The 20,728-nt window shown below is 71.1% G+C and carries 18 protein-coding genes; 10 read left to right on the top strand and 8 right to left on the bottom strand.

Annotated features, from left to right (window positions below):
* Window positions 1-30: 30 nt before the first annotated feature.
* The 9 genes from IEY93_RS26670 to IEY93_RS26630 all read left to right on the top strand — a co-directional run bounded on the left by IEY93_RS26670 (window position 31) and on the right by IEY93_RS26630 (window position 10,286).
* Entirely contained in the window at window positions 31-1,392 is a 1,362-nt protein-coding gene (locus IEY93_RS26670; protein WP_189165875.1) for a radical SAM/SPASM domain-containing protein, read from the top strand.
* 4 nt (window positions 1,393-1,396) lie between these two features.
* On the top strand, window positions 1,397-2,080 hold the full coding sequence (locus tag IEY93_RS26665) for a flavoprotein (protein ID WP_189165874.1): 684 nt from the start codon (window positions 1,397-1,399) through the stop codon (window positions 2,078-2,080).
* Window positions 2,077-3,471, top strand: coding sequence for an MFS transporter (locus IEY93_RS26660; RefSeq protein ID WP_189165873.1), 1,395 nt, complete (start codon window positions 2,077-2,079; stop codon window positions 3,469-3,471). Before IEY93_RS26665 ends, IEY93_RS26660 begins: the two co-directional genes overlap by 4 nt.
* A gap of 2 nt (window positions 3,472-3,473) precedes the next feature.
* Entirely contained in the window at window positions 3,474-4,385 is a 912-nt protein-coding gene (locus IEY93_RS26655) for a S8 family serine peptidase (protein WP_189165872.1), read from the top strand.
* Complete coding sequence (locus IEY93_RS26650) at window positions 4,327-4,980, top strand: GAF domain-containing protein (protein ID WP_189165871.1); 654 nt, start codon at window positions 4,327-4,329, stop codon at window positions 4,978-4,980. The genes IEY93_RS26655 and IEY93_RS26650 overlap by 59 nt, the downstream gene beginning before the upstream one ends.
* The gene (locus tag IEY93_RS26645; protein WP_189165870.1) at window positions 4,977-6,281 is read left to right on the top strand and encodes a YcaO-like family protein; all 1,305 of its coding nucleotides are present in this window, start codon (window positions 4,977-4,979) and stop codon (window positions 6,279-6,281) included. The genes IEY93_RS26650 and IEY93_RS26645 overlap by 4 nt, the downstream gene beginning before the upstream one ends.
* A 14-nt stretch (window positions 6,282-6,295) precedes the next feature.
* A complete protein-coding gene (locus IEY93_RS26640; protein ID WP_189165869.1) occupies window positions 6,296-7,081 on the top strand; it encodes a TOMM precursor leader peptide-binding protein in 786 nt (261 codons plus the stop codon).
* On the top strand, window positions 7,078-9,033 hold the full coding sequence (locus IEY93_RS26635) for a hypothetical protein (RefSeq protein WP_189165868.1): 1,956 nt from the start codon (window positions 7,078-7,080) through the stop codon (window positions 9,031-9,033). The genes IEY93_RS26640 and IEY93_RS26635 overlap by 4 nt, the downstream gene beginning before the upstream one ends.
* 347 nt (window positions 9,034-9,380) lie before the next feature.
* Window positions 9,381-10,286, top strand: a complete 906-nt coding sequence (locus IEY93_RS26630) for a DUF6895 family protein (protein WP_189165867.1) — start codon at window positions 9,381-9,383, stop codon at window positions 10,284-10,286.
* Window positions 10,287-10,441: 155 nt separating this feature from the next.
* Here IEY93_RS26630 and IEY93_RS26625 read toward each other — a convergent pair whose 3' ends face one another.
* The 8 genes from IEY93_RS26625 to IEY93_RS26590 all read right to left on the bottom strand — a co-directional run bounded on the left by IEY93_RS26625 (window position 10,442) and on the right by IEY93_RS26590 (window position 20,259).
* Complete coding sequence (locus IEY93_RS26625; RefSeq protein ID WP_189165866.1) at window positions 10,442-11,287, bottom strand: ParB/RepB/Spo0J family partition protein; 846 nt, start codon at window positions 11,285-11,287, stop codon at window positions 10,442-10,444.
* 275 nt (window positions 11,288-11,562) lie between these two features.
* Window positions 11,563-12,792, bottom strand: coding sequence for an MFS transporter (locus tag IEY93_RS26620; RefSeq protein ID WP_189165865.1), 1,230 nt, complete (start codon window positions 12,790-12,792; stop codon window positions 11,563-11,565).
* A 2-nt stretch (window positions 12,793-12,794) separates the two neighbouring features.
* Entirely contained in the window at window positions 12,795-13,799 is a 1,005-nt protein-coding gene (locus IEY93_RS26615) for a PrpF domain-containing protein (protein WP_189165864.1), read from the bottom strand.
* Window positions 13,780-15,594, bottom strand: a complete 1,815-nt coding sequence (gene asnB / locus IEY93_RS26610; RefSeq protein ID WP_189165863.1) for an asparagine synthase (glutamine-hydrolyzing) — start codon at window positions 15,592-15,594, stop codon at window positions 13,780-13,782. Before asnB ends, IEY93_RS26615 begins: the two co-directional genes overlap by 20 nt.
* Window positions 15,595-15,623: 29 nt before the next feature.
* Window positions 15,624-16,688 carry a glutamate-cysteine ligase family protein gene (locus IEY93_RS26605; RefSeq protein ID WP_189165862.1) on the bottom strand — a complete coding sequence of 355 codons (1,065 nt, stop codon included), beginning with the start codon at window positions 16,686-16,688 and terminating at the stop codon, window positions 15,624-15,626.
* 65 nt (window positions 16,689-16,753) lie between these two features.
* The gene (locus tag IEY93_RS26600; protein ID WP_189165861.1) at window positions 16,754-17,977 is read right to left on the bottom strand and encodes an ATP-grasp domain-containing protein; all 1,224 of its coding nucleotides are present in this window, start codon (window positions 17,975-17,977) and stop codon (window positions 16,754-16,756) included.
* The gene (locus IEY93_RS26595) at window positions 17,974-19,032 is read right to left on the bottom strand and encodes an ATP-grasp domain-containing protein (protein WP_189165860.1); all 1,059 of its coding nucleotides are present in this window, start codon (window positions 19,030-19,032) and stop codon (window positions 17,974-17,976) included. The genes IEY93_RS26600 and IEY93_RS26595 overlap by 4 nt, the downstream gene beginning before the upstream one ends.
* Before the next feature lie 204 nt (window positions 19,033-19,236).
* A complete protein-coding gene (locus tag IEY93_RS26590) occupies window positions 19,237-20,259 on the bottom strand; it encodes an LLM class flavin-dependent oxidoreductase (protein ID WP_203968816.1) in 1,023 nt (340 codons plus the stop codon).
* Window positions 20,260-20,332: 73 nt separating this feature from the next.
* On the opposite strand from IEY93_RS26590, the gene IEY93_RS26585 reads away from it, so the two are divergent.
* Window positions 20,333-20,581: a hypothetical protein gene (locus IEY93_RS26585; RefSeq protein WP_189165859.1), complete on the top strand. Its 249-nt coding sequence runs from the start codon at window positions 20,333-20,335 to the stop codon at window positions 20,579-20,581.
* The last annotated feature ends 147 nt before the right edge of the window (window positions 20,582-20,728 follow it).

Below are 20,728 nucleotides of genomic sequence, written 5' to 3'. Positions count from 1 at the left end.
CCCCGAGCCGAGAAGCCGAGGTATGCGGCCATGGGGGAGAAGGTCAGTCGCTATGTGGTCGTCAGTGACCGCGTTTATGGCGATGACGCGGGAATTCAGGTGCACATCGTTTACGCCACCCGGACCGCGAAGCTGCTGTTCGTGATCCCCCAGGTCGCCGAAGCCCTGCGGAAGGGCGATATCGGCGCGATCTCGCCGGGCACCCTGGCCGAGTTCAGGAAGGCCCAGGTGGTGGTGCCGGACGGCCGGGACGAACTCGACGAGATCCTGGACCGCAACCGGGCCGCCGCCGCCGACCCCGCCACGGTCAGCTTCATCCTGCTGCCCACCTCGTACTGCAACATGGGCTGCGCGTACTGCGGCCAGGAGCATCTGCGCGGTGGCCTGAGCGCCGACCACCGCGACCGGGTGCGGGCCCGGGTGCTGCGGGCGCTGCGGCTCCCGGAGAGCAGGCGGCTGGCCGTGGACTGGTTCGGCGCGGAGCCGATGATGGGGTACGCCGTCATCCGCGACCTGACCAGGGACTTCGTCCGGGCGGCCGACGAGCGGGGTGTGGAGTACACCTCCTCGATCGTGACCAACGGCAGCCTGCTGAACGCGAGGAACCTGGAGGTTCTCGTCAAAGAGTGCCGGATCTCGAAGTTCTACCTCACCGTGGACGGCCCGCCCGACGTCCACGACGTCCACCGGCCGGCGAAGAGCGGCAACGGGACGTTCTGGAAGATCGTGCGCACCGTCCGCGCGGCGCTGGACAACGACGACTACCGCCACGTGGTCTTCGACTTCCGGACCAACGTCGACGTGCACAACCAGGACGACATCCACCGCTACATCGAGCTGATGGCCGAGCTGGGCTTCCGCCACCCGAACGTGAACTTCACCCTCGCCCGCGTACGCCCCTGGGGGAACGACGTCTCGGCCATCGAACTGGCGGGGACGCGGTACGCCGAGCGCGAGCTCGCGTGGCTGGCCGCGATGCAGCGCAACGGCCTGCCGTTCATGCGGATGCCGACCCTGGCCAAGCGGATCACCTGCCCGGCGGTGAAGCGGACGGCGGAGCTGATCAGCGGCACCGGGAACATCTTCTCCTGCACCGACCACCCGCTCGTGCCGGAGGCGGAGCGGACCGCGGCGCTCGCGCACATCGGCCAGGACGACCTGCCGGCCATCCGGCCCAAGGGTGAGTTCGACGACTGGCAGGACGAGATCGCGCAGGGCCGGTCCTGGTGCAGGGACTGCGTCTTCCTGCCCACCTGCGGAGGCTCGTGCCCGAAGGCGTGGCACGAGGGCAACCCGCCGTGCCCGAGCTACAAGCACAACGTCCAGGGGCGGCTCGATCTCGTGGCCGAGCGGCTCGGCCTGCGGCCGGCCCCGGCCGGGTCGGCCCGCTGATCCGGTGAGCGGCGACACCGGCCGGAGCGGAGGCGGCCCGGACGAGGCCCGCCCGGGTGGCACCGGCCCGAGTGAGACCGCTGCGAGCGGGAACGGCCCGAACGGGGCGGGTGGGAGCCGTCTGCTCGTGGGCGCCTGCGGCGCGGCGAACGTGGTCAACCTGCCCGCCTATCTGATGGCCCTGCGCAGGCTGCCCGGCCTCCAGGTGCGGGTCGTCATGACCGCCACGGCGGCGCGGTTCCTCCCGCTGCGCACCGTACGACTGCTGAGCGACGCCGCCTATGGCGAGGGCGAGGACGACTTCGACCCCGGGCACGCGCGGCTGGCCGCCTGGGCCGATCGGTTCATCGTGCTCCCGGCGACCGCGCACACGCTCGCGCAGGCGGCGCACGGCTTCGCCGGGAGCCTGCTGACGGCGACCCTGCTGGCCCACGAAGGCTCGGCGATCTTCTTCCCCAGCATGAACGCCGCGATGTGGCGCAAGCCGGCCGTCCGGCGCAACGTCGAGCAGTTGCGGGCCGACGGCCATCACGTCGCGGAACCGGCGATGACGCCGTGCTGGGAGATCGCCAGCGGATCCGTGCGGACCGGTCCCGGGCTGCCCTCCCCGGCGCAGGTCGCCGGGCTCATCGAGCAGATCATGACACGTCCGCACGGCACCCCGGCGGCGGAGAGGGAGGCGCTGTGACCCGGACGCCGATCGCGGCGATCAAGGCGTCGCTGACCACCGGGCCGATGGCCGTGAAAGGGTTCCCCTGGCTGCTCGCCGGCCAGTTCACCTCGAGCGTCGGCGACATGTGCTTCGCCATCGCGCTGCCCTGGCTGGTGCTGTCCTCCGACGGCGGTCCGGTCCTGCTCGGCTCGGTGCTGGCCTGCTACGGGATCAGCCGGGCCGCCGCGACCCCCCTCGGCGGGGTCATCACCGACCGCTTCGGCGCACGGCCGGTGATGATGGCGGCGGATCTCGCCCGCTTCGCCCTGACCGCGGCGCTCGCCGTCCTGGCCCTCACCGTCCCCCCGTCGTTCCCGGTGCTCGCCCCGATCACCCTGCTCCTCGGCGTGTGCAGCGGGCTGTTCGTACCGGCCTCCTTCGCGCTGCTCCCGTCGTTCCTGCCGGGGGAGGAGCTGACCGCGGGCAACTCGATGTCCTCGGTCGTCACCCGGCTCGGCAGCCTCCTAGGGCCGGCCCTCGGCGGCGTCCTGATCACCGCCGTCGGCCCCGGTCCCGCGCTGTTCGCCGACGCGGCGACCTTCCTGGTGTCCGCGGCGACCCTGCTGGCGCTTCGCCGGCCCGAGACGGCCGTGGCCGAGGATCCAGGCGACGAGGCAGGCCGGGTGTCGTTCCGCGCGGTCCTGACCCGCGGGCGGTTCCTGCAGGTCACGCTCGTCGCGGCGGTCGTCGGGAACTTCGTGTACATCGGTGCCTCGGAGGTGGCGCTGCCCACGCTGGCGCACCGCGACTTCGGCGCCGGTGGGTACGGCACGCTGCTCGCCGGGCTCAGCGCGGGTCTGATCGCCGGTGCGCTGCTGGCCCGCCTGCGGGTGCGGCGGCTGCGGCCGGCCGGCCTGCTGGTGGTCTTGGTGCTCGTCATGGGTGTCTCGGTCGCCCTGGTGCCGTTCAGCGGCGGGCTGGCCGGAGCCACGGCGTGCATCACGCTGTTCTCCGTCGCCAACGGCTGGTCCGGGATCACCATCATGACGATGCTGCAGCTGTGGGCGCCCCGGCACCTGCTCGCCCGGGTGATGAGCGTCATGCTGCTCGCGATGTCGGGCACGTTCCCGATCTCGGTCGCGGTGACCGGCTGGGGGGTGGAGCGGTTCGGCGTCACCGCGTTCTTCCCGATCGCCGGCCTCGCGATGGCCTTGGCCGTCGTCTGGGCCGCGGCACAGCCGGCCTTCCGGGAGGTGAGCCTCGGTGACCGGTACACCGGGGAGCCCGAGCGGCACGCCGGACAGGCCGAGCGGACGCGACCGCAGGTGCGGGAGCCGGAGACCGTCGCCCACGGCGCCTATCCCTCGCCGGACGAGACGGCCGGGTGCGACCCGGACGAGGGCGCCGGGCCGTCGCGGGGGGAATGACCATGACGCTGCCCTGGCACGGCCCGGCCGCCGAACACTTCCCCGGCATCCCCGCGTGGGGCGCGGCGACCTCGCGGACCGCCCTGCCGGCCCTGCCCGTCGTCCGGATGGCGGGGGTCACCCCCGAGTGGGCGTGGGGCGGCGCGGACGGCGCCGGGGTCCGGGTGTGCGTCCTGGACAGCGGGATCGACGCCGGCCATCCGATGGTCGGCGCGGTGGACCTGGCGATGACCGTCGTCTTCGGCGAGGACGGCAACGCGAGTGTGACCCCGGCCGACCCGATCGACCCGGCCGGGCACGGCACGGCGTGCGCGGGCATCGTCCGGGCGATGGCCCCCAGGGTGTCGCTGTCGTCGATGCGCGTGCTGACCGATTCGATCGGCGGCACCGGGCGGGCGCTGCTGGCCGGCCTGGAATGGGCGATCGAGGCGGGCTTCGACGTGATCAACATGAGCCTCGCGACCCGGCGCCCGGAACTGGTCCCGGCGCTCCACGAGCTCGCCGACCGGGCCTACTTCCGGCGCTGCGTGCTGGTGGTCTCGGCGCACAACATGCCGATCCGCAGCTTTCCGTGGCCGTTCGCCTCGGTCATCTCGGTGGCCGGCCACGACCAGCCCGATCCCTTCCTGCACTACTACAACCCCGCCCCGCCCGTGGAGTTCTACGCCCACGGCGTGCGGGTGCCGGTGGCGTGGGCCGGCGGCGGCCGGACCGTCGCCTCCGGCAACAGCTTCGCCGCCCCGCACATCACCGGCCTGTGCGCGCTGATCCTCAGCAAGCATCGCTGGCTCACGCCCGCGCAGCTTCGCGCCGTGCTCTACCAGACCGCCCGGAACGTCACCGATGGAGCCCACCATGCCGTTGCTGAACTACTCCCTCCCGGGCTCGCGGAAGGAACGGCCGGAGCTCGCTGAACGGCAGCTCCTGCAATCGGTGGTGGAGATCGCCCGCCACGTCTTCGGCGCCGCGGCCTCGTCGGTCTTCCTGATCGACGAGGACACCGGCGAACTCGTCTTCGAGGCCGTGGCGGGGGAGGGCGGCGCGCACCTGCCCGGCACCCGGTTCCCCGCCGGCACCGGCATCGCCGGATGGGTCGCGACCAGCGGTGAGCCGATGTACGTGGACGATCTGGCCGGCAGCACGGTGTTCGCCAGGGCGGCCGCGGCCTCGACCGGCTACGTGCCGAGCGCCCTCATGGCCGCCCCGCTGGTGCGCGACGCGGACTGCATCGGCGTGCTGGAGGTCCTCGACCCCACCGAGGCGTCCCGCGGCGAACTGGCCGATCTCGACCTGCTCGGGCTGCTGGCCCTCCAGGCCGCGATCGGCCTGGAGATCCTGATCCGCGGCCGCCGCCGGTCCGGGGACGGGACCCGGTCCCCGGCGACGTCCGGCGCGGACCTGCTCGACCGGATCGGTGCGCACTTCGGCTCGGCCGATCCGGTCGCGGCGGCGCTGGCGGTCACCCTGCTGAAGGCCGCTGACGAGGTGCTCACCGGCGGCAGCCCGTGACCGTCCGGACCGGCCCGCGCTCTGAGCCGTCGGCGCTGCTGGAACTGGCAGGGCCGTACGGCGCGGTCGGCCGTCCACGGCGGATCAACACCTACGGCTGGATGCCGAACGACTGCTTCCTGTACACGGCGCCCACCGGCAACCCGTCGGCCGTGGCCGGGCCGTTCCGGCCGGACGCGCGTACCGCGCAGGGCACGGGCCGGGCCTACGGCGATCCGGAGCGGGCCCGCCTGCTGGCGGTGGCCGAGGCACTGGAACGCTACGCGGGGCTGGTGGTCGACGAGCGCCGGCTGGTCGTGGCCACCGCGGCCGAGCTCGGGAACGCCGCGCTGGACCTCGATCTGGTCCCCCGGTGCTCGCCGCGCGAACTGAGCAGGCCGGGCTGCCCGATCCACGACGTCGACAAGACCCGCCCGATCAGGTGGACGGCGGCCACGAACCTGCACACGGGCGAGACCCTGCTCGTCCCCGCGGTCATGGTCTTCCTGACGTTCCCCGAGCTGGACGCCGAGAACTTCTGGATCCCGATCTCCACCGGCTGCGCCGTCCACCGGTCCTTCGAGGCGGCCGCGGTCAACGCGCTGTGCGAGCTGGTCGAACGCGACGCGATCGCGCTGACCTGGCTGCTGCGCCGGCCACTGCCACCGGCGGACGCCGGCCGCCTGACCGCCTCCGCTCGATCGATCATCGGCTGGTGCGCCGACCGCGGCATCGCGTCCTTCCTGTACGACGCCACGACCGACGTCGGCGTGCCGGTCGTGCTCTGCCTGCAGACCGCCGAGAACGCGCCCCGCGCGAGCCGGCTCGTGGGCGCGGCCTGCGGGTTCGACGTCACCGCGCTGGCCGAGCACGCCCTGCTGGAGACCATGGGACTGCGGGCCGGCATCGAGAACCGCGCGACGCTGCCGCGCCGGTACGCTGACCACCGCTCGGTGCACGACCAGGCGGCGGTGATGGCCGCGCGATCGCGGCGCGAGGCGTTCGCCTTCCTGTCCGCGCCGGCTCCGCCGTGCCCGCCGGCCGCCGAGGACCCCGGCTCCGATCGGGGACGGCTCGAATACCTGCTGCGGCGGCTCGCCGAGCTGGGCATGACCGTCCTCGCGGCCGACCTGACGACGCGCGAGCTGCGCGACAGCGGGCACGTCGCCGTACGGGTGATCGTTCCCGAGCTGCAGCCGATGTCGGTCCGCCCGCTGGTGCAGTACCGCCGCCATCGAAGGCTCAGGACCGCGCCCGCGGGCCTCGGCCTGCGTGCCCTGCCGGAGCGACGGCTCAACCCCTACCCGCAGCCGATGGCGTGACGGACGGCAGCGCCATGAACGGACACCCCGCGATCGGCTCGAATGCCACAGATGACCACGCCACGGCCGGCACCGCCGGCCGTCGCCGCACGCAGGAGGGGGCGGTCGTGATCGGCACGGGTGCCACGGACGAGCACGCCTTGGCCGGCACCACGACCGTGCCCGGCAGCCGTCGTGCGCAGGAACGGGCGGCCGGCGGCGCGGGCACGGTGCGGCCGGAGGCTTCGCACGCCAACGGCGCGAGCCCGGTCGCGGACCTGCGGATCGTGGCCGACGGCGACTTCGGGACGTCCGTCGCCGGGCATCTGCGTACCCTCGTCGCGGCGGCCGGCGGACGGGCACGGGTGGCGCACGACCCGGTGCCGGGGTTCGCCGCCGGCGGCCGGTTCGGCGTCCGCGCGTCCTGGCGCGACCTCCCGGCCGAGTTCGCGGCGTTCGGCCGTGCCGCGCACCCGGTGCCCTGGCTGCCCATCGCGCCGGCGCCGCCGTACATCCGGGTCGGGCCGGTGTTCGTCCCGGGACGGCCGCCGTGCCACACCTGCTATCTCGCCCGGCTGCGGCAGCACGAGAGCCCCGCCGACGAGGAGATCAGGCTCAGGCTCGCGGCGGACCCTCATCTCGGGGTGCGGGGATTCCCGCCCCACCAGGCCATGATGGCCGCCGGGCTGGCGCTGGCGCTGCTGACCGGCGGGGACCGCGGAACGGTCGCGGTGATCGACTGCCGTACCGACGAGGTGACCCGCTGGCGGGTGGTGCCCGCGGACCGCTGCCCCGGCTGCGGCGACGGGGCTCACGGATGAGCGGGTTCCCGCGTCGCAGAGAAGGGACGGCCTTCATCCCGGTCGCCGATGGGTACATCGTCGAGGGCGGGCCACGACGCGAGCACCTGACCGGCCGGTTCGCCCGCGAGGTGCTCCCCATCCTGCTGCCCCTGCTGGACGGCACCAGAACCGTCGACCAGATCGGGGACCTCCTCGGGGTCCGCGTCGACCGGTTCGTGGACCTGCTGGCCCGGCGGGACCTCGTGCGCTTCCCGGCGGACGCCGACCCCGCTCCGCTGCGGGTGTTCCTGCAGCGCTCCCTGCCCGCTCCGCGAGCGGACGGGGTGTGGCGGCGGCTGCGGGCGGCACGCGTCACCGTCACCGGCGACCACCTGCTCGCCGATCTGATCGCCGGGCTGCTCCGCGAGTCCGGCATCGGGACCGTCCTGCGCCCCCCGGCCGGAACCACCTGGCCCGGAGACGCGCGAGCCGACCTCACCATCGCAATACTCCCCGGCACACCCCCGGGCCCCGACACGCCGCCCGGGCTTGGGGCCGGTCCTGGTACGCCGCCTGGCCTCGATGCGACGCCTGGTCCCAGCCTGCCTCCCGGTCCCGATGCGACGCCCGGCCTTGGAACGACGCCTGGTCCCAGCTTGCCCCCGGGCCTCGGTACGCCGCCCGGCCTTGGCATCACACCTGGTCCTGGCACGCTTCCCGGTCCTGGTACGTGGGCGGGGCCTGGTCCGGTGGCGGGTGCGTTTCTGCCGGTGCGGCCGGATGCGGTGGCGCTCCCGGACGGCAGGCCGCTGCCGTTCGCGTGTGACGGTCCCGCCTCGGCGGGTGTCACCGCCGGGATCGTCGCCGGCCTCGCCATCCGCCATCTCGGCGGCTACCGCGCGGACGGACGGCAGGTGGTGCCGGATCCCGGCGGGACGCACGCCGCCATCCCCGGTGGGACGGGCGACGTCGTACCCGGTGGTATGGGCGACGTCATCTCGGTGGCCCCGGCCGTCCCGTCGCCGGGCAGACTGCATCTGACCGAACGCCGCCTGCCCCTGCGGGGCAGCCCGCATCCCCTCGTCCGCGCGATGTCCCGGATGCTCGCCGGCCGACGCAGCGTGCCTGAGGCGGGACCCCGGGGCGCCGTCCGGACGTACCTTCTGGGCGAGTTGGCCGGCGGCGGTCGCCGCGCGTACGCATTCGACCCGGACGCACGCGCCCTGGTCGAGTTGCCGGGCACACCGGAACACGGCGGCGAGGGCGTCACGCTGGTCCTGACCGGTGATCTCGGCCGGCTGCCCGGCGAGGCGGAGGAGCGGCTGGTCCATGGTGACACGGGCCTGCTGGTCGCGCGGATCGCCGAGGACGCCCAGGCGGCGGGGTGGCGCGTCCGGATGCGGGACGCGGACGGCCACGCGGAACCGCTGGACCTCGACCCGGGCCGCGAGCGGGTGACCGCCGTCGTCGAACTCACGCCGCCTTCCCCGGACGCGCGCACGCTTGGCCGCGGCGGGCCTCGCGTGCGCCGTCGGTCCGGCGGCGCGGCACGCGACCCGGAGGGCCTGACCGGCCGCCACGTATCCCACCCGTCCGGCCGGTACGGTGCGGACGAACCCCCCGATCTCGGCGAATGCCCCGAATGCCGCGAGCTCCGCGAGCTCGCCGGGCGGGCTCTCGTCCGGACCGGAGCGATGTGGCCCGACGCGCCGATCCGGTACACCTGCCACCCTCGCGGCCGGCTGCGCTGGATGGACCGGTACCTGGAGGAGCGCGAACTGTCGCCCGCGGCCGTGCTGGTGTTCACCGGTGTGCCGGACCCCCGCCGCGTGACCAAGGCCGCTGTCGCGGCGGGCACGGTGCGCCTGATGGCGGCGAGCGCCGGGATCGCCTGCGTGCTCCTGCCCGGGCTCGGCGAACACGACCGGCGCGTGCTGTACGGCTGCGCGCCGGCAGGCCCCGGCCCGGCCCCCGCCCCCCTCGTCCGGTGAAGGAAGGGCGACGCACCTGATGCACGGCGAAGGAGTGACCACGTGAGCGGTTGCGCAGGACGGCTCAGCGGCGGCGGCTCTCCGTCGCCCGAGGGGCTCTGATGGACGGCGCACGGGGCACAGGAAGCACCCACGGTGACCGGGGTGCCGGGGGCGGTCAGGCCATGGACGGCGCCGACGGTGACCGGGGTGCCGGTAGCGGTCCGGGCACGGCCGGCACCGACGGTGGCAGTGGCACGCCCGGCGACGACGACGTCACGGGCATGGCCGTCGCTGCCGGGCCGGGTGGGCGGATCACGGATCCGGAGCGGTCACTGCCTGCACATGGCCGCGATTCCGAGCCGGGCATGGACGAGGTGCTGACGCGGGCGATGGCCTGGGTGGACGGCAATCTGGACGCGTTCCTGCCCGCGGTGGCCTTCTGGCCGCCGGGCACGCCTCCCCGGCACCTGAGCCTGCTGCTCGACCTCGCGATCACCTGTCACTTCCTGTGCCGCAGGAGGACCCCGGTCCAGCCGGCGGCCGAGAAGGCACTGGACGGGGTCGCCGAGGTCTTCCACCAGGAGTCGTTCCACGACCAGCTCCTGCACACGCCCGCGAGGTTCCCGTACTACCTCTGGCTGCTGGCCGTGCTCTGGCGGACCGATCGGCTCAGAGATTCGCACACCAGGGCGACGGCGCAGCGGCTCCTCGACGGCGGCTACGGGGATCTGGCCGCGGCCACCCGTCCGCCCTACGGCCTGATGGAGACGCGGTACGTCCTCGACCTCGGCGGGTTCGAGCACCGGCTCCCTCCGCTGCGCGAGCTGTACGGCCGGACCACGGCCGGAACCCCGATCAGCTCAGGGCAGGTCACCGAGGCCGTCGCGTACGAGGTCACGCACGCGGTCTTCTTCCTCACCGACTTCGCCACCAGGCCGCTGCCGGCCCTGACGCCCCGGGCGCGGGGCCTCCGCGAAGCCGTCGACCGGCTGCTGGGCGCGCACATCCGCTCCGGGCACTGGGATCTGGTCTCCGAGCTGATCGCCTGCCGCCGGGCACTGGGCAGACCGGACGGTCTGCTCGACCGGCTGGGCCGGTCGTGCCTGTCGCGGGCGCAGTTGGGCGGCGGAGCCCTGCCCGGGCCCCGGTACGATCCCGCCGAGCGGGACGCCCTGCCCGTGGAGAAGAGGGCCACCTACACCTTCGTGCGGTGCTACCACACGACGCTGGCGGCCATCCTGTGCGCGGCCGTGGACCGTCCGCTGCGATGAGGGCGAGAGCCGGGAGTGCTCCGCGGCGGGCCCAGGGAGGGCCTGATCCCCAAGACGCCGCTGTGCCGTGGGCCCTGGTCTCAATGACGCCCCTGCGGCGCGGCGAGGTGTGAAGGCATGGAAGGCGGCTTCCTCCGTACGCGTGTCCGGGGCTTTCAGGAAATGGGCTTCCGCTCGTTCTGCACCTGCCGGACGAAAGCCGAGATGATGCGCGCCCCCGCGCGATCCTGAGTGAGGTTCTTCGATCGCGCCCACGCCCGGAGCAGTTCCAGATCATGAATGCTCAGTGTGACGATGATCTGTTTGACGAATCCCGGCCGGTGCTCGTTTCCCCGGGTCGTCTCCTGGTCCTCGGTGTCACCATGGGTCACATTCCTTGCCGGTCGCCGGCGCTCGGTTTCCCGGGTACGCAGATAATCGGATTGCTGGGCGTTCGACATTTCGGCCAGCACCGCCGCGATCTGCCGCAGGTCCGCGTCGCCGACCGGCTCCTTGCCGTAGTGGTCTTCGATGCGCAGTGCCGTTCTGAGATCGATTTCCCCGTCCTGGACGAGTTCCTTCAGTAACGGCCGGAGGCGATCGAACTTGACGTACTGCCGGACCCGCCCGTACGGGAGCCCGAACCGCTCCGCCACCGCCTTCACCGAGCCGTACCGGTGGTAGAGGCTGGTGCACGCGTCGATGAGGTCGAGCGTGCTCAACTCGCGGCGGATGAGGTTCTCGCTCAGCGACAGGGCGCTGGCGACGTCCCGGTCCAGCTTCTCCTCGATGATCGCCGCCGTGATCTCCTGGGCCCCTATCCGGCGCATCGCCAGCCAGCGTCGCTGGCCGGCCAGAATCTCGTAGTATCCGTCTCTGCCGTCCAGCGGAGCGACGATAATCGGCTCCAGTTGTCCGTGGACGCGGATGCTGTCCACCAGTTCGGTGATGTCTTCCTCGACCTCGCGCCTGCGGACCTGGTGTACGCCGATCTCAAGCCTGTCCAGCTTGATCTTCTCCACTTTCCTGATATTCATGGATGCCGCGCACCTCCTGGTCGGGCCGTCACCCCGGCGGCGATGCCAACACGTTAGTGAAGACGGGTTCAGCGCCAGTATGGCGCCGCCATAATGCCCCCTGGCCCGGCCCGGCGCGGCTCCGGCCGAATCACGCCTCCACCCTGCTCATGATTCACCTCGGCGGCTGTGAGCTCCACTCTTTCCCCGCGCGCCGATATCGCGTTCCCGCTGTGCGCCGATATCGCGACGGTACGCGCCGGACCAGGACGCGGCCTTGACTACACCTCCCAGGGTTCAGCGCGCCGCGCCGCGCGATGCCTGCGCGTCCGGGTCGAGGCCCAGCCGGCGGCCGCCGGGCTGACCACCGACACCGCTGTGAATCCCGCTGCCAGGGCGCTCCAGCCGAGAGCTCCCGCCGCGACCGCCCAGCCGATGACCGCGGGGCCCGCCGCCTTCGACGAACCGTCCGCGACGAGCTGCCATACCCCTTGGTACTGTCCCAGCATGTCGTCGGGAGCCAGATCGTAGGAAAGCGTCCAGCCTGCGGCGGCACCGAGGATCTCGCCAAAAGCGAGTGCCAGGCACGCGACGACGAACAGCGGCCACACCGCGGCTGTGGACAGGATCCCCCCAACGGCGAACATGCCGCATCCCACGGCGGTGCACAGGCCCGCGATGAGGAGTGCCCGGCGGGACCCGCGGATGTCCTCGGCCTGCTTGCTGAGCGGAACCTGCAGCACGACGATGATCGACGTGTTCAGCATCATGGCGGCGGACACGGCCCAGTGCGGGAGCGGGGAGCCGTAGACCACCCAGAGTGGAACGCCTATCGACACTATCGCCCGGTTCAGCGTGTGCGCCGCGTTGAGCACAGCCATGGACAGATAGCCCCGGTCACTCAGAGCGTCGGCCGCGAGCCTGCGGCGATGCGCGCCGCGGCTCACTTGTGGCAACCGTGCCGTGGCGAAAGCACTGAGGCAGAAAGTCACCGCATCCGCGGCCAGCAGTGCGTAGAGCGCCGTGGTGCTACCCGAGGCCAGGGCAGGTCCTGCCCCGAGGGCACCGAGGGCGAAGCCGACGTTGGTCACGCTGCGCTGATAGGCGCGCAGGGCCGTCCGTCGTTCGGGTGGCACGAGCTTGCCCATCAGCGTGGCGCGAGCGGCCGTGTTTCCGCTGGTCGCCAGGTGCTTGACGGTCAAGGCCAGGGCGCAGACCCACACGTCCCAGGCCAGCAGCAGGGCGCAGGTGGCGGCCGCGCAGGTCAGCTCCGTCCCGATGGCCACGCTCCGGGGCCCGTACCGGTCGCTGAGCTGCCCGAGAGGCACGGCGCCGAGGACGCCGATCAGGCCACTGACGCTGAGGAGTGCGGCCGCCTGCGACAGTTCGAGGTGTTTGGCCCGGGCGAGGAAGACGACGAGAGTGGACAGGGCGGCTCCCGTTCCCGCCATGTTGACGAGATTGCCGACCGCGAGCCAGCGTTGGACGCGGTCCTCAGGAATGAGGCGCAACGTTACGCTTTCTGGAGAAGTCGGGTGATCCGGGTCACTTGCCGGTCGGCGATCACGACCATCCGGCGGCCGTCCGGGCGGGTGCGCACACCGACGGACGAACTGCCTCCGGGATGCCCGACCACGAGGTCGGCGTCGTTCGTCGACTCATCGGCGTTCAGCGTCGCCAGTGCGACCAGGCCGGTGAGAGCCAGTCCCGGATGCCAATGGTCGGTGGACAGCGCGCGAGCATGCGTCGCCCCCTGCTCGGTGCGGAGCAGCAGGGCCGGCTTCGGCAGTACCTCAGACCGCCCGAGCCCCAGGCGAGGCGCCAACTGGGCGCGGACCTCGCGCAGGACCTGGCAGATGTCCTCCCCCGCCGCCATGAGCGCTTCCCGGCTGGTGATGCCGAGCGCTGACGCGTCCACGAAGGCGTACGGATTGCCGCACTGCACGACGGTGACGGGAAGCCGGACGCGCCGGCCCGGGACGGTCAGCGACAGCGGTTTCCGGCCCAGTGGAAAGTCCTCTTCGGCCCAACCGTTAGCGCCGACCTTCGTATGATCGTTCAGCGGGAAGGAGAGGCCCGCGGTGTAGACGCCTTTCCGCACGTCGAAGGGGTCGATCCGGCACTCCACGACCCGCGCCCGCCCAGAGCGGTGGGTGAGCAGCTTCAGCGGGTGGCCCGCCGCCCGGAGGTGATCACGGGCCCGGAGGTGAGTGGCCGCGGCCAGCATGGAGTGCCCGCATTCCGGGGTGAGGTCGAGCACCTGGCCATCGGTCCGCTCGACGACCTGCGCGAAGACGTACTCGGCGTGCGCCGGCGTATCGTTCGCAGCCGGGTGGGCGAGGGCGACCTTCTTCACCGGTCGGCCGACGGTCGCAACGGCGGTCTCCAGTACGGGAAGCGGATCGGCGAGTCGGCGGGAACTCGCGACGACCAGCGTTGGCGCGGCGGCCCCCGCGACGCTCCAGAGGCCGATGTCGATGCCTATCGCACGGACCGGCTCATAGGTGAGCGTTTTCATCGAAGGCCTCCGTGATCTGCCGTAACCACAGTTCCAGGACGAGCAGGGACCAAACGGTGTGCGCCAGCGGTTCGCTGCGTCGTTCCTCGAACTCCGTGATCGCCTTCTCCACCTGTTCCTGATCGAACAGGCCACGTCGGGCACCGGGATCCGTGAGCACCTGCCGCGCCCACTCCAGGGCCGTGCCCCCGTCCTCCAGCAGATGTTCGGAGAGCCGGAAGGTGAAGGGCTGCTTGGGGCGTGCGACCACGGACTTCGGTGCCCAGCCGTACCGGGTGGCCGCGGCCGCCAGCGGCACCTTCACGGCGCCGCCGGGGCCCAGTTTGTCGCTCGTACGCAGGGTTCGGCCCAGGGCCGTGACATCGTCGCGGCAGAAGGGGACCCGCGCTTCGACGGCGTGGGCGGCACTGAGATGATCCAGTCGCTGCAGGTGGTAGACGGGCAGCCGGTGCCTGAGTTCGAATCGGCTCACCGCCTCGGTGTCCTCGGCGGCGGGATTCCGCGCAGGGCGATCCCATGGGGCGTCGTCGGGTCGCCGAGGCTCGCGCAGGACGTGCCGGGTCTCCCGAGAGTAGAGTCGTTCGCGCCATTCGGCCGGAACGCCGGACAGAGCCTGCCGGTAGGCGTTGAGATCGCCGTCCTGCGCGAGTGCCCGGAACCGGTCGTACCCGCCGAATACCTCGTCGCCGGCATCCCCGGTGAGCGCCACGGGATAGCCGCCCGCCCGTACGGCCCGGAACAGCGAATAGGTACTGACGATGATCGGATCCGAGTTGGGCTGCCCGAGAGCGCGTATCACGTTGGGGAGCAGGTCCGGCAGATCGGATCCTCCAACGGTGACCTGTTCCAGCCGGGAGCCGTTGGCCTCGGCGACCTGGCGGGCGAAGGGCAGTTCGTCATATGCCGATGGGTGCCGGGGGACCACGGTGAAGGCCGTCAGTGGCCCACCCGCTCGGGTGGCCAGTGTGGTGACCACGGAGGAGTCCAGGCCTCCGGAGAGCACCGCGCAGTACGGCACGTCCGATGGCAGCATCTCGGCGACCAGCCGAGGCAACAGTTCCGCCAGGTCCTCCGCGGGATCGGTCCTTCGCCGCGGCAGAGGTGCGCCGGCCTGAGGGGTCACCGTGGGAGGCACACCCGGTGCGATCTGCAGTACGTGGCCGGGCGGGAGCGAGCGCACCCCTTCGAGGATGGTGGGGTCACCCGGCGATCCCGGCTCGGGCACGGCACCGTAGACGGCCTTGAGCCGCAGATAGCGGTCCAAGCCGTCCAGGTCCAGCCGGACCTCCCCGCCGCGCAGCGCGAGCAGTGCGGGGATCTCGGATGCGAAACCGAAACGGCCCTTCTCGTAGAAGAGATAGAGCGGCTTGATCCCCGATCGGTCCCGCAGCAGGATGAGCCGCCGGGTGCGGTGCTCGTACGCGACGATCGCGAACATGCCGTCCAACAGCTCACCGGCGGCCGTGCCGTGCCGGGCCAGGAGCGGTGCCAGAACCTCCCCGTCGCAGTGGGTGGCGAAGGACGCACCATCGGCCGCGAGGGTGCGGCGCAGTTCGGGTGCGTTGTAGATCTCGCCGTTGTAGAAGACGGTGATGCCTTCGGCGGAGAAGGGCTGCCATCCCCGCTCGGGATCGGAGATGGCCAGCCTGGTGCCGCCGACCAGAATGCCATCGAAGACTCGATGTGTGTGCCCGTCCGGACCGCCGTGACGCAACTTCCGGGCCAGTTCGTGACCATGACGGTGAAGTTCGTCCCGGTGCAGACGGGGGTCGAGCAGGCCGAATACGCGGCACATGAGCGTGAGATCCGTCCTATCCGAAACGGTCAGTGGCCGGTGAGATCGCTGTATCGCGCGAGGAAGGCGTTCCACTCTGGCTGGGCGTGCCAGGCGTCCAGGGTGTCGTCGGCGGGGCAGCGCCGCTCCGCGGCGAGTGTCCTGAGGGCGGCGAGTGCCTCGTCGTCCAGCCCTTGGCCGGCGAGTCCCTTGGCGGCTCGGTCCAGGGCGTTGTCGACCAACGCGCCGGCGTTCACCGGCTGGAAGTGCCGGTCCAGCAGTGGCGCCCGGTACCCGTGCAGGCCGGCCAGGCGCATGTTGTGGTCGGCGAACGGACCGGCCACGTACTCGAACTCGCCTTCTTCCAGCATCAGGCCGGTGACCAGGGCCGAGTAGCCGCGGATGAGGTCGAGGCGGTTGGTGACGTCGAAGCAGGTGACCTCCTTGCGGTTGTGCTGGTCGTCGCGGAAGTACATCGGCCGCCGGGTGAAACTGCGCCGGTAGGAGCGCTCGGACTTGCCCACCACACCGTCCACGGTCCAGGGGCCGTCACCCCGCACCGGCGTGTTCGCGCTCAGCAGGACGAGAGCCGGGCCGAACCAGTCGAATTTCGCGCGCAGACGGTCGCGGTCCAGCCGGGCTTCCACATCGTCGGGAAAGCTCACGTTGACATGAATTCCCCAGGTCATCATCGCCGTCTCGGCAGCGGACCACCCCTCGACCCCGCGGCCGCCGCGCGGGCCGCGGTACTCCTCCCGGCTGCGATGCGCCCCGTAAGCGCTGCCGCGCAGCCCGACCTCCGCGAGCAGGCTCTGCATCTGCCCGTAGTGCCTGACGAGGTGCTCTTGCTGTTCGTACACGTCGGAAGCGATCGGGGTGCTGATCTCTATCCCCTTGACGTGCAGGTCGACGATCTCCCCGTGCTGATCGGTGAGATCGTATCCCTCGAGGTAGAAGCTGCGCCGATCTGAGCCGGGGTATTTGACCGCCATGTAGTCATTGGACGGCGCATCGGATCTGGCGATGACGTCTTTCAGCAGTGGAAAGGAGAGTTCCTTCCAGTGTTGCGGCCGCCCATCGGCGGAAACGAGCTGGTATTCGAACTCAATCCCCATGCGGAAAGCGTCGGGGTCGTATCCGGACATGATGGAGGTCCCTCCGTGGGGGATGGGTGCGGGGGTCAGCCGGTGAGGGCGACGCTCTCCAGGAACCACTGGTACATGGCCAGCAGCCGTTCCGCCGTTTGCGGACGGTCCTTGCCGAGGGCCACCCCGCTGACGAGATACGCGGAGGAGGCGACGTCGGAAGCGGTGCCCGAAGAGCAGGGCAGATTGGTCTCGTAGTGGCTGATGCCGGGCACAGGACACTCGGCGGGTGCCATGCCGCGGACATCGCCGTGGTCGTAGGCGATCAGGAATCCCCCGGCGGGGGCGGCCTGCCGCGGGGTGAGGGACGCAGGGGAGGAGCCGGTCTGGTGGCGCGCGGTCAACTCCACCAGGTCGACGCCGTGCAGTCGGCGCAGCGTCGGCTGGATGCGACCCCCGCCGATACGGCTGGCCGCTTCGTTGACGACGATCTCGCCCCCGATATCGAAGAACTCGATGTGGAAGGCCGTCACCACAGGAGTGGGCAGCACGCGGAGCGTCTCCTCGGTGAGCCGCACCACCGTTTCCCGGCGCGTGTCGTCTCGGTCCAGGGTGATGGCCATGGTCGGTACCGGCCCCGCCACGACGTCCAGCACCGTGGTGGACCAGGACCAGACTTCGCTGAACATCGCCCGCCCCGCGACGAATACGCCGTCGCAGTGCAGGAGTTCGTGCCGCCTGAACGACTCGGCCAGGTGATCAGCGATGCCCGGGCCGTGCTCCTTCTCGAAAGCGGCGGCGGCCGGCCCGTTCTCGATACGCCGGATACCCCGGGAACCGGTTCCGGTACGGGGCTTGACCAAGATGGGATAGCCCGTATCGGCGGCGAAGCGCTCCAGGTCGCCGGGATGCTCCAGTGAGCGGTAGGGGACGATGGGCAGCCCGGCCTGGTCCAGCAGTCGCTTCATGGTCAGCTTGTCACGGTACGCCGTGGCGCTCGCGACACCTTGGCCCACCAGGCCGAACTCGTCGCGCAGCTCGGCCGCCCGCAGTACGTCGTACTCGGAGAGGGCGATGATGATGTCGATGCCGTAGCGGCGAATCCAGTTCCGGGCGGTCTCCGCGACCGCGGGATTGGTGGGATAGTCGTCGAACTCGGCGATGTCGCGGTACCGGGCGCGAATGGCGGCGGCCTCCGGATGCCGATCTACGGCACGGGTGGCGCAGTTGAGCAGGAACAGGTCGTGCTCGGCGGACACCCACCGGTGGAAGGCGGCGGACTGCAGCCGGTAGCGGTTGAGTATCAGTATCCGGCTCACCGCGCTGTGCCCCCCATCAGCGGGCTCGTCCGGATGGTCACCTGGGTGGCCAGGGCCTCGGCGGCGGTCACCGCGTCCTCTCGCGTGCCGGCGAACGCGACGACGACGGCGCGCATCTCATTGCCGTTGCTGATCGCGCTCAGCCGGTCGCCGGGGTGCACGAAGCAGCGAGTGAGGAGATGACGCTCCATCACCTCCGGAGGCGGCGTGCCGATCTCCACCGAGCGGACCAGGCCCTCCTCCTCCGCCAGGCAGCGGCGGACGGCGAAGCCCCGCCGCTGCGCGCCGAGTTCCGGTGCCCTGCCATGCAGCACGTCATACCAGGCCTGATAGAGATCCACCCCGGTCACCGCCTGGACCATATGGCTGATGAAGACGCCACCGATGCGACCATTGACCTCCACGACGCGGGGGCCGGAATCGGTGAGGCGGATCTCGGTGTGCGCGGGTCCGTCCAGCAGACCGCACGCGAGCACGGCCTCGGCCGCGGTCTGCTCGACCGCCGCCCTGTCGATGTCTCCCAGCCGCGCGGGAATCTCCGCGTCCAGTTTGAGCGTTCCGGTGCGCCCGCCGATCCCCTTGCCGGTGACCGCTACCGTGGTCACCACACCGTTGACGACGACCGCCTCCACGCTGAACTCGGGCCCGTCGAGGTACTGTTCGACCAACGCGTCCGTGGCCCACGACTCGGCGAGTGCCGCGTCCACCGCTGAGTCCAGCTCGTCCTCGTCCTTGGCCACGAACACCGCGCAACTGGCCGCGCGGTCGGCCGGCTTGACCACCAACGGCAGGCCCGCGGACTTCGCGAAGTCCCGGGCGGCGCCCCTGTCCGGGCAGGGCGCCCACCGAGGCTGCGGTACGCCGACCCTGTCCAGCGCTGCCCGCTGAAGCCGTTTGTTGGAGCAGGTGAGGCCGGACGGCTCGGTATGGCCGCGCAGCCCGAGCCGCTCGTTCAGCCTGCCGACGAGAGGCAGCAGATAGTCGAAGTCAGCCATTATGGCGGTCAGCGGAAAGCGGGCGTGGAACTCACATATGCGTGCCTCCAGTTCGGGCACCCTGCCTGACCTGAAGGCGTCCGGCAGACTCGGCAGGGGAAGCTGGATGTCGGCGAAACCGGAAAGGTCGTTGCCCGGATGGTCGGCGATGACGATCTCGGACCCGGTTCGGGCCAGCGTGCGCAGTGCCGACTCACGCTCTTTCGATGGACGTATCACTAAGACTCGGGACGGCTGCGACATGGTTTTCCCCTCCACCGCCGCTCACAGGTATGGCAGTACTTCTGTACTGAGTAGTTCGATCGACTGCAGCGCCTCTTCGATGGGTGCTCCCGCCCAGTGCACGCGAAGGATGACTTCGGTGGCGCCAATGCGTTCGATCCACTCACGTAGGCCGAGCAGGCAGTCAGACGGATTTCCGATCAGAAATCGATCACGGGACAGTTCGCTCAGATCGGTATCGAAACGGTCACCGGGGGGAAGCACGTTGTCCTGCCCCCAATGCCGGTAGACGGCGTATTTGCCAGCGAGATGACGGCGCGCGCGAGCGGTGGCGGTGGCTCGGTCGGGCGCACAGACGACCTCCCTCATCAGGGGCACGTCCACCGGTGGCGGCAGGCCCGCGCCGGCTCGGGTGGTGCGGAACAACTCCATCTGCCGTGTCACGGTGGACATCGCCGCGTGCGGGTTGACCAACCAGGCGTCGCCGAGTTCCGCCGCCCTGCGGACCGCCTGGTCACTGTTGGCGGCCAGCCAGATGGGCGGACGTGGCCGTTGCACCGGCAACGTGGACAGTCGTCCACCGTCCAGCCGGCACCACGGCAGATCCACGTCGATCGTTTCGCCCTGCCACAGCCGGGAAACGAGCTCGAGATTACGGACGAACCGCTCGACACGTCGACCGGCGGACACGCCGAACGCCTCGTATTCCACATCCCGGTAGCCGAGTCCCGCGCCGAAGACCAGCCGCCCTCCGCACATGATGTCCGCCGTCGCGTAGGCCTCGGCGACGTCCACCGGATTCTGCAGAGCCAGCAGACAGATCCCGGCACCCAGCCTCATGTCCCCGGCCGCGGAGGACAGGAGCCCAAGGAGAGGAAGGGGATGGAGGTGCGCCATCTTCTCGCCGAGGTAGTGCTGGGCGACGAAGACGGAATCCCAGCCGGCGTCACGCACTGCCTCCGCCATGCGCAAGTGGCCGGCCAGCACGGCGGGCGCGGACTCGGTGGGTGCGTACTGCAACGTGAGGTTCAGCCCTGCCCGGACCCCTCCAGATGGCGTCATCATGAGTGATCTGCCCCCTCATCCCGGTCGGTTCGCAGCCGCCCGTGGCGCTCTCGGGCTTTCCCCCTGTTGCCGCGTGAGTTTCACCGAAGGCCGGACTCCGAACGCGACGCCGATCGGCTTCTACTTTATGCGCAAGTGGGTCGGCTCATGCGAGCCGGCGGGAAATCAGGTCGGTGATGAGCGGCTTCCGGAATCCCGAGAAGGCATGCCGGAGGACGTTCGCCGGAAAGGCCGGATGATCCCTTTCGATAATGCCACCCGCTGGTTGACCATCGGCCATCACCATTGGTCACCGTACCGGTGCGCAACGTCGTTGCCTTGATGAGACGACGCACGGCCGGTGTTTTCAGCAGGGCCGAAACCCTCCGCTTTCTCTTCCACCATCGGTACCGCGTCCAGAACATTCCACCGGGTATTTCCAGGGTGACCGGTACCGATCACGAGGCACATTGTCAGGCCGTGCCCCGCC

It is taken from the genome of Sphaerisporangium melleum (assembly GCF_014646695.1).
Taxonomy (GTDB): domain Bacteria; phylum Actinomycetota; class Actinomycetes; order Streptosporangiales; family Streptosporangiaceae; genus Sphaerisporangium; species Sphaerisporangium melleum.
The sequence above is the reverse complement of the archived record's forward strand: the minus strand, read 5'-3'. Positions and strand labels throughout refer to the sequence as shown.

Coding starts and splice junctions, on each gene's coding strand:
- IEY93_RS26635 (WP_189165868.1), top strand. CDS start 7,078: ATGAGCGGGTTCCCGCGTCGCAGAGAAGGGACGGCCTTCATCCCGGTC.
- IEY93_RS26605 (WP_189165862.1), bottom strand. CDS start 16,688: ATGGGGATTGAGTTCGAATACCAGCTCGTTTCCGCCGATGGGCGGCCG.
- IEY93_RS26655 (WP_189165872.1), top strand. CDS start 3,474: ATGACGCTGCCCTGGCACGGCCCGGCCGCCGAACACTTCCCCGGCATC.
- IEY93_RS26650 (WP_189165871.1), top strand. CDS start 4,327: ATGCCGTTGCTGAACTACTCCCTCCCGGGCTCGCGGAAGGAACGGCCG.
- asnB (WP_189165863.1), bottom strand. CDS start 15,594: ATGTGCCGCGTATTCGGCCTGCTCGACCCCCGTCTGCACCGGGACGAA.
- IEY93_RS26640 (WP_189165869.1), top strand. CDS start 6,296: ATGAACGGACACCCCGCGATCGGCTCGAATGCCACAGATGACCACGCC.
- IEY93_RS26670 (WP_189165875.1), top strand. CDS start 31: ATGGGGGAGAAGGTCAGTCGCTATGTGGTCGTCAGTGACCGCGTTTAT.
- IEY93_RS26590 (WP_203968816.1), bottom strand. CDS start 20,259: ATGATGACGCCATCTGGAGGGGTCCGGGCAGGGCTGAACCTCACGTTG.
- IEY93_RS26630 (WP_189165867.1), top strand. CDS start 9,381: ATGGACGAGGTGCTGACGCGGGCGATGGCCTGGGTGGACGGCAATCTG.
- IEY93_RS26615 (WP_189165864.1), bottom strand. CDS start 13,799: ATGAAAACGCTCACCTATGAGCCGGTCCGTGCGATAGGCATCGACATC.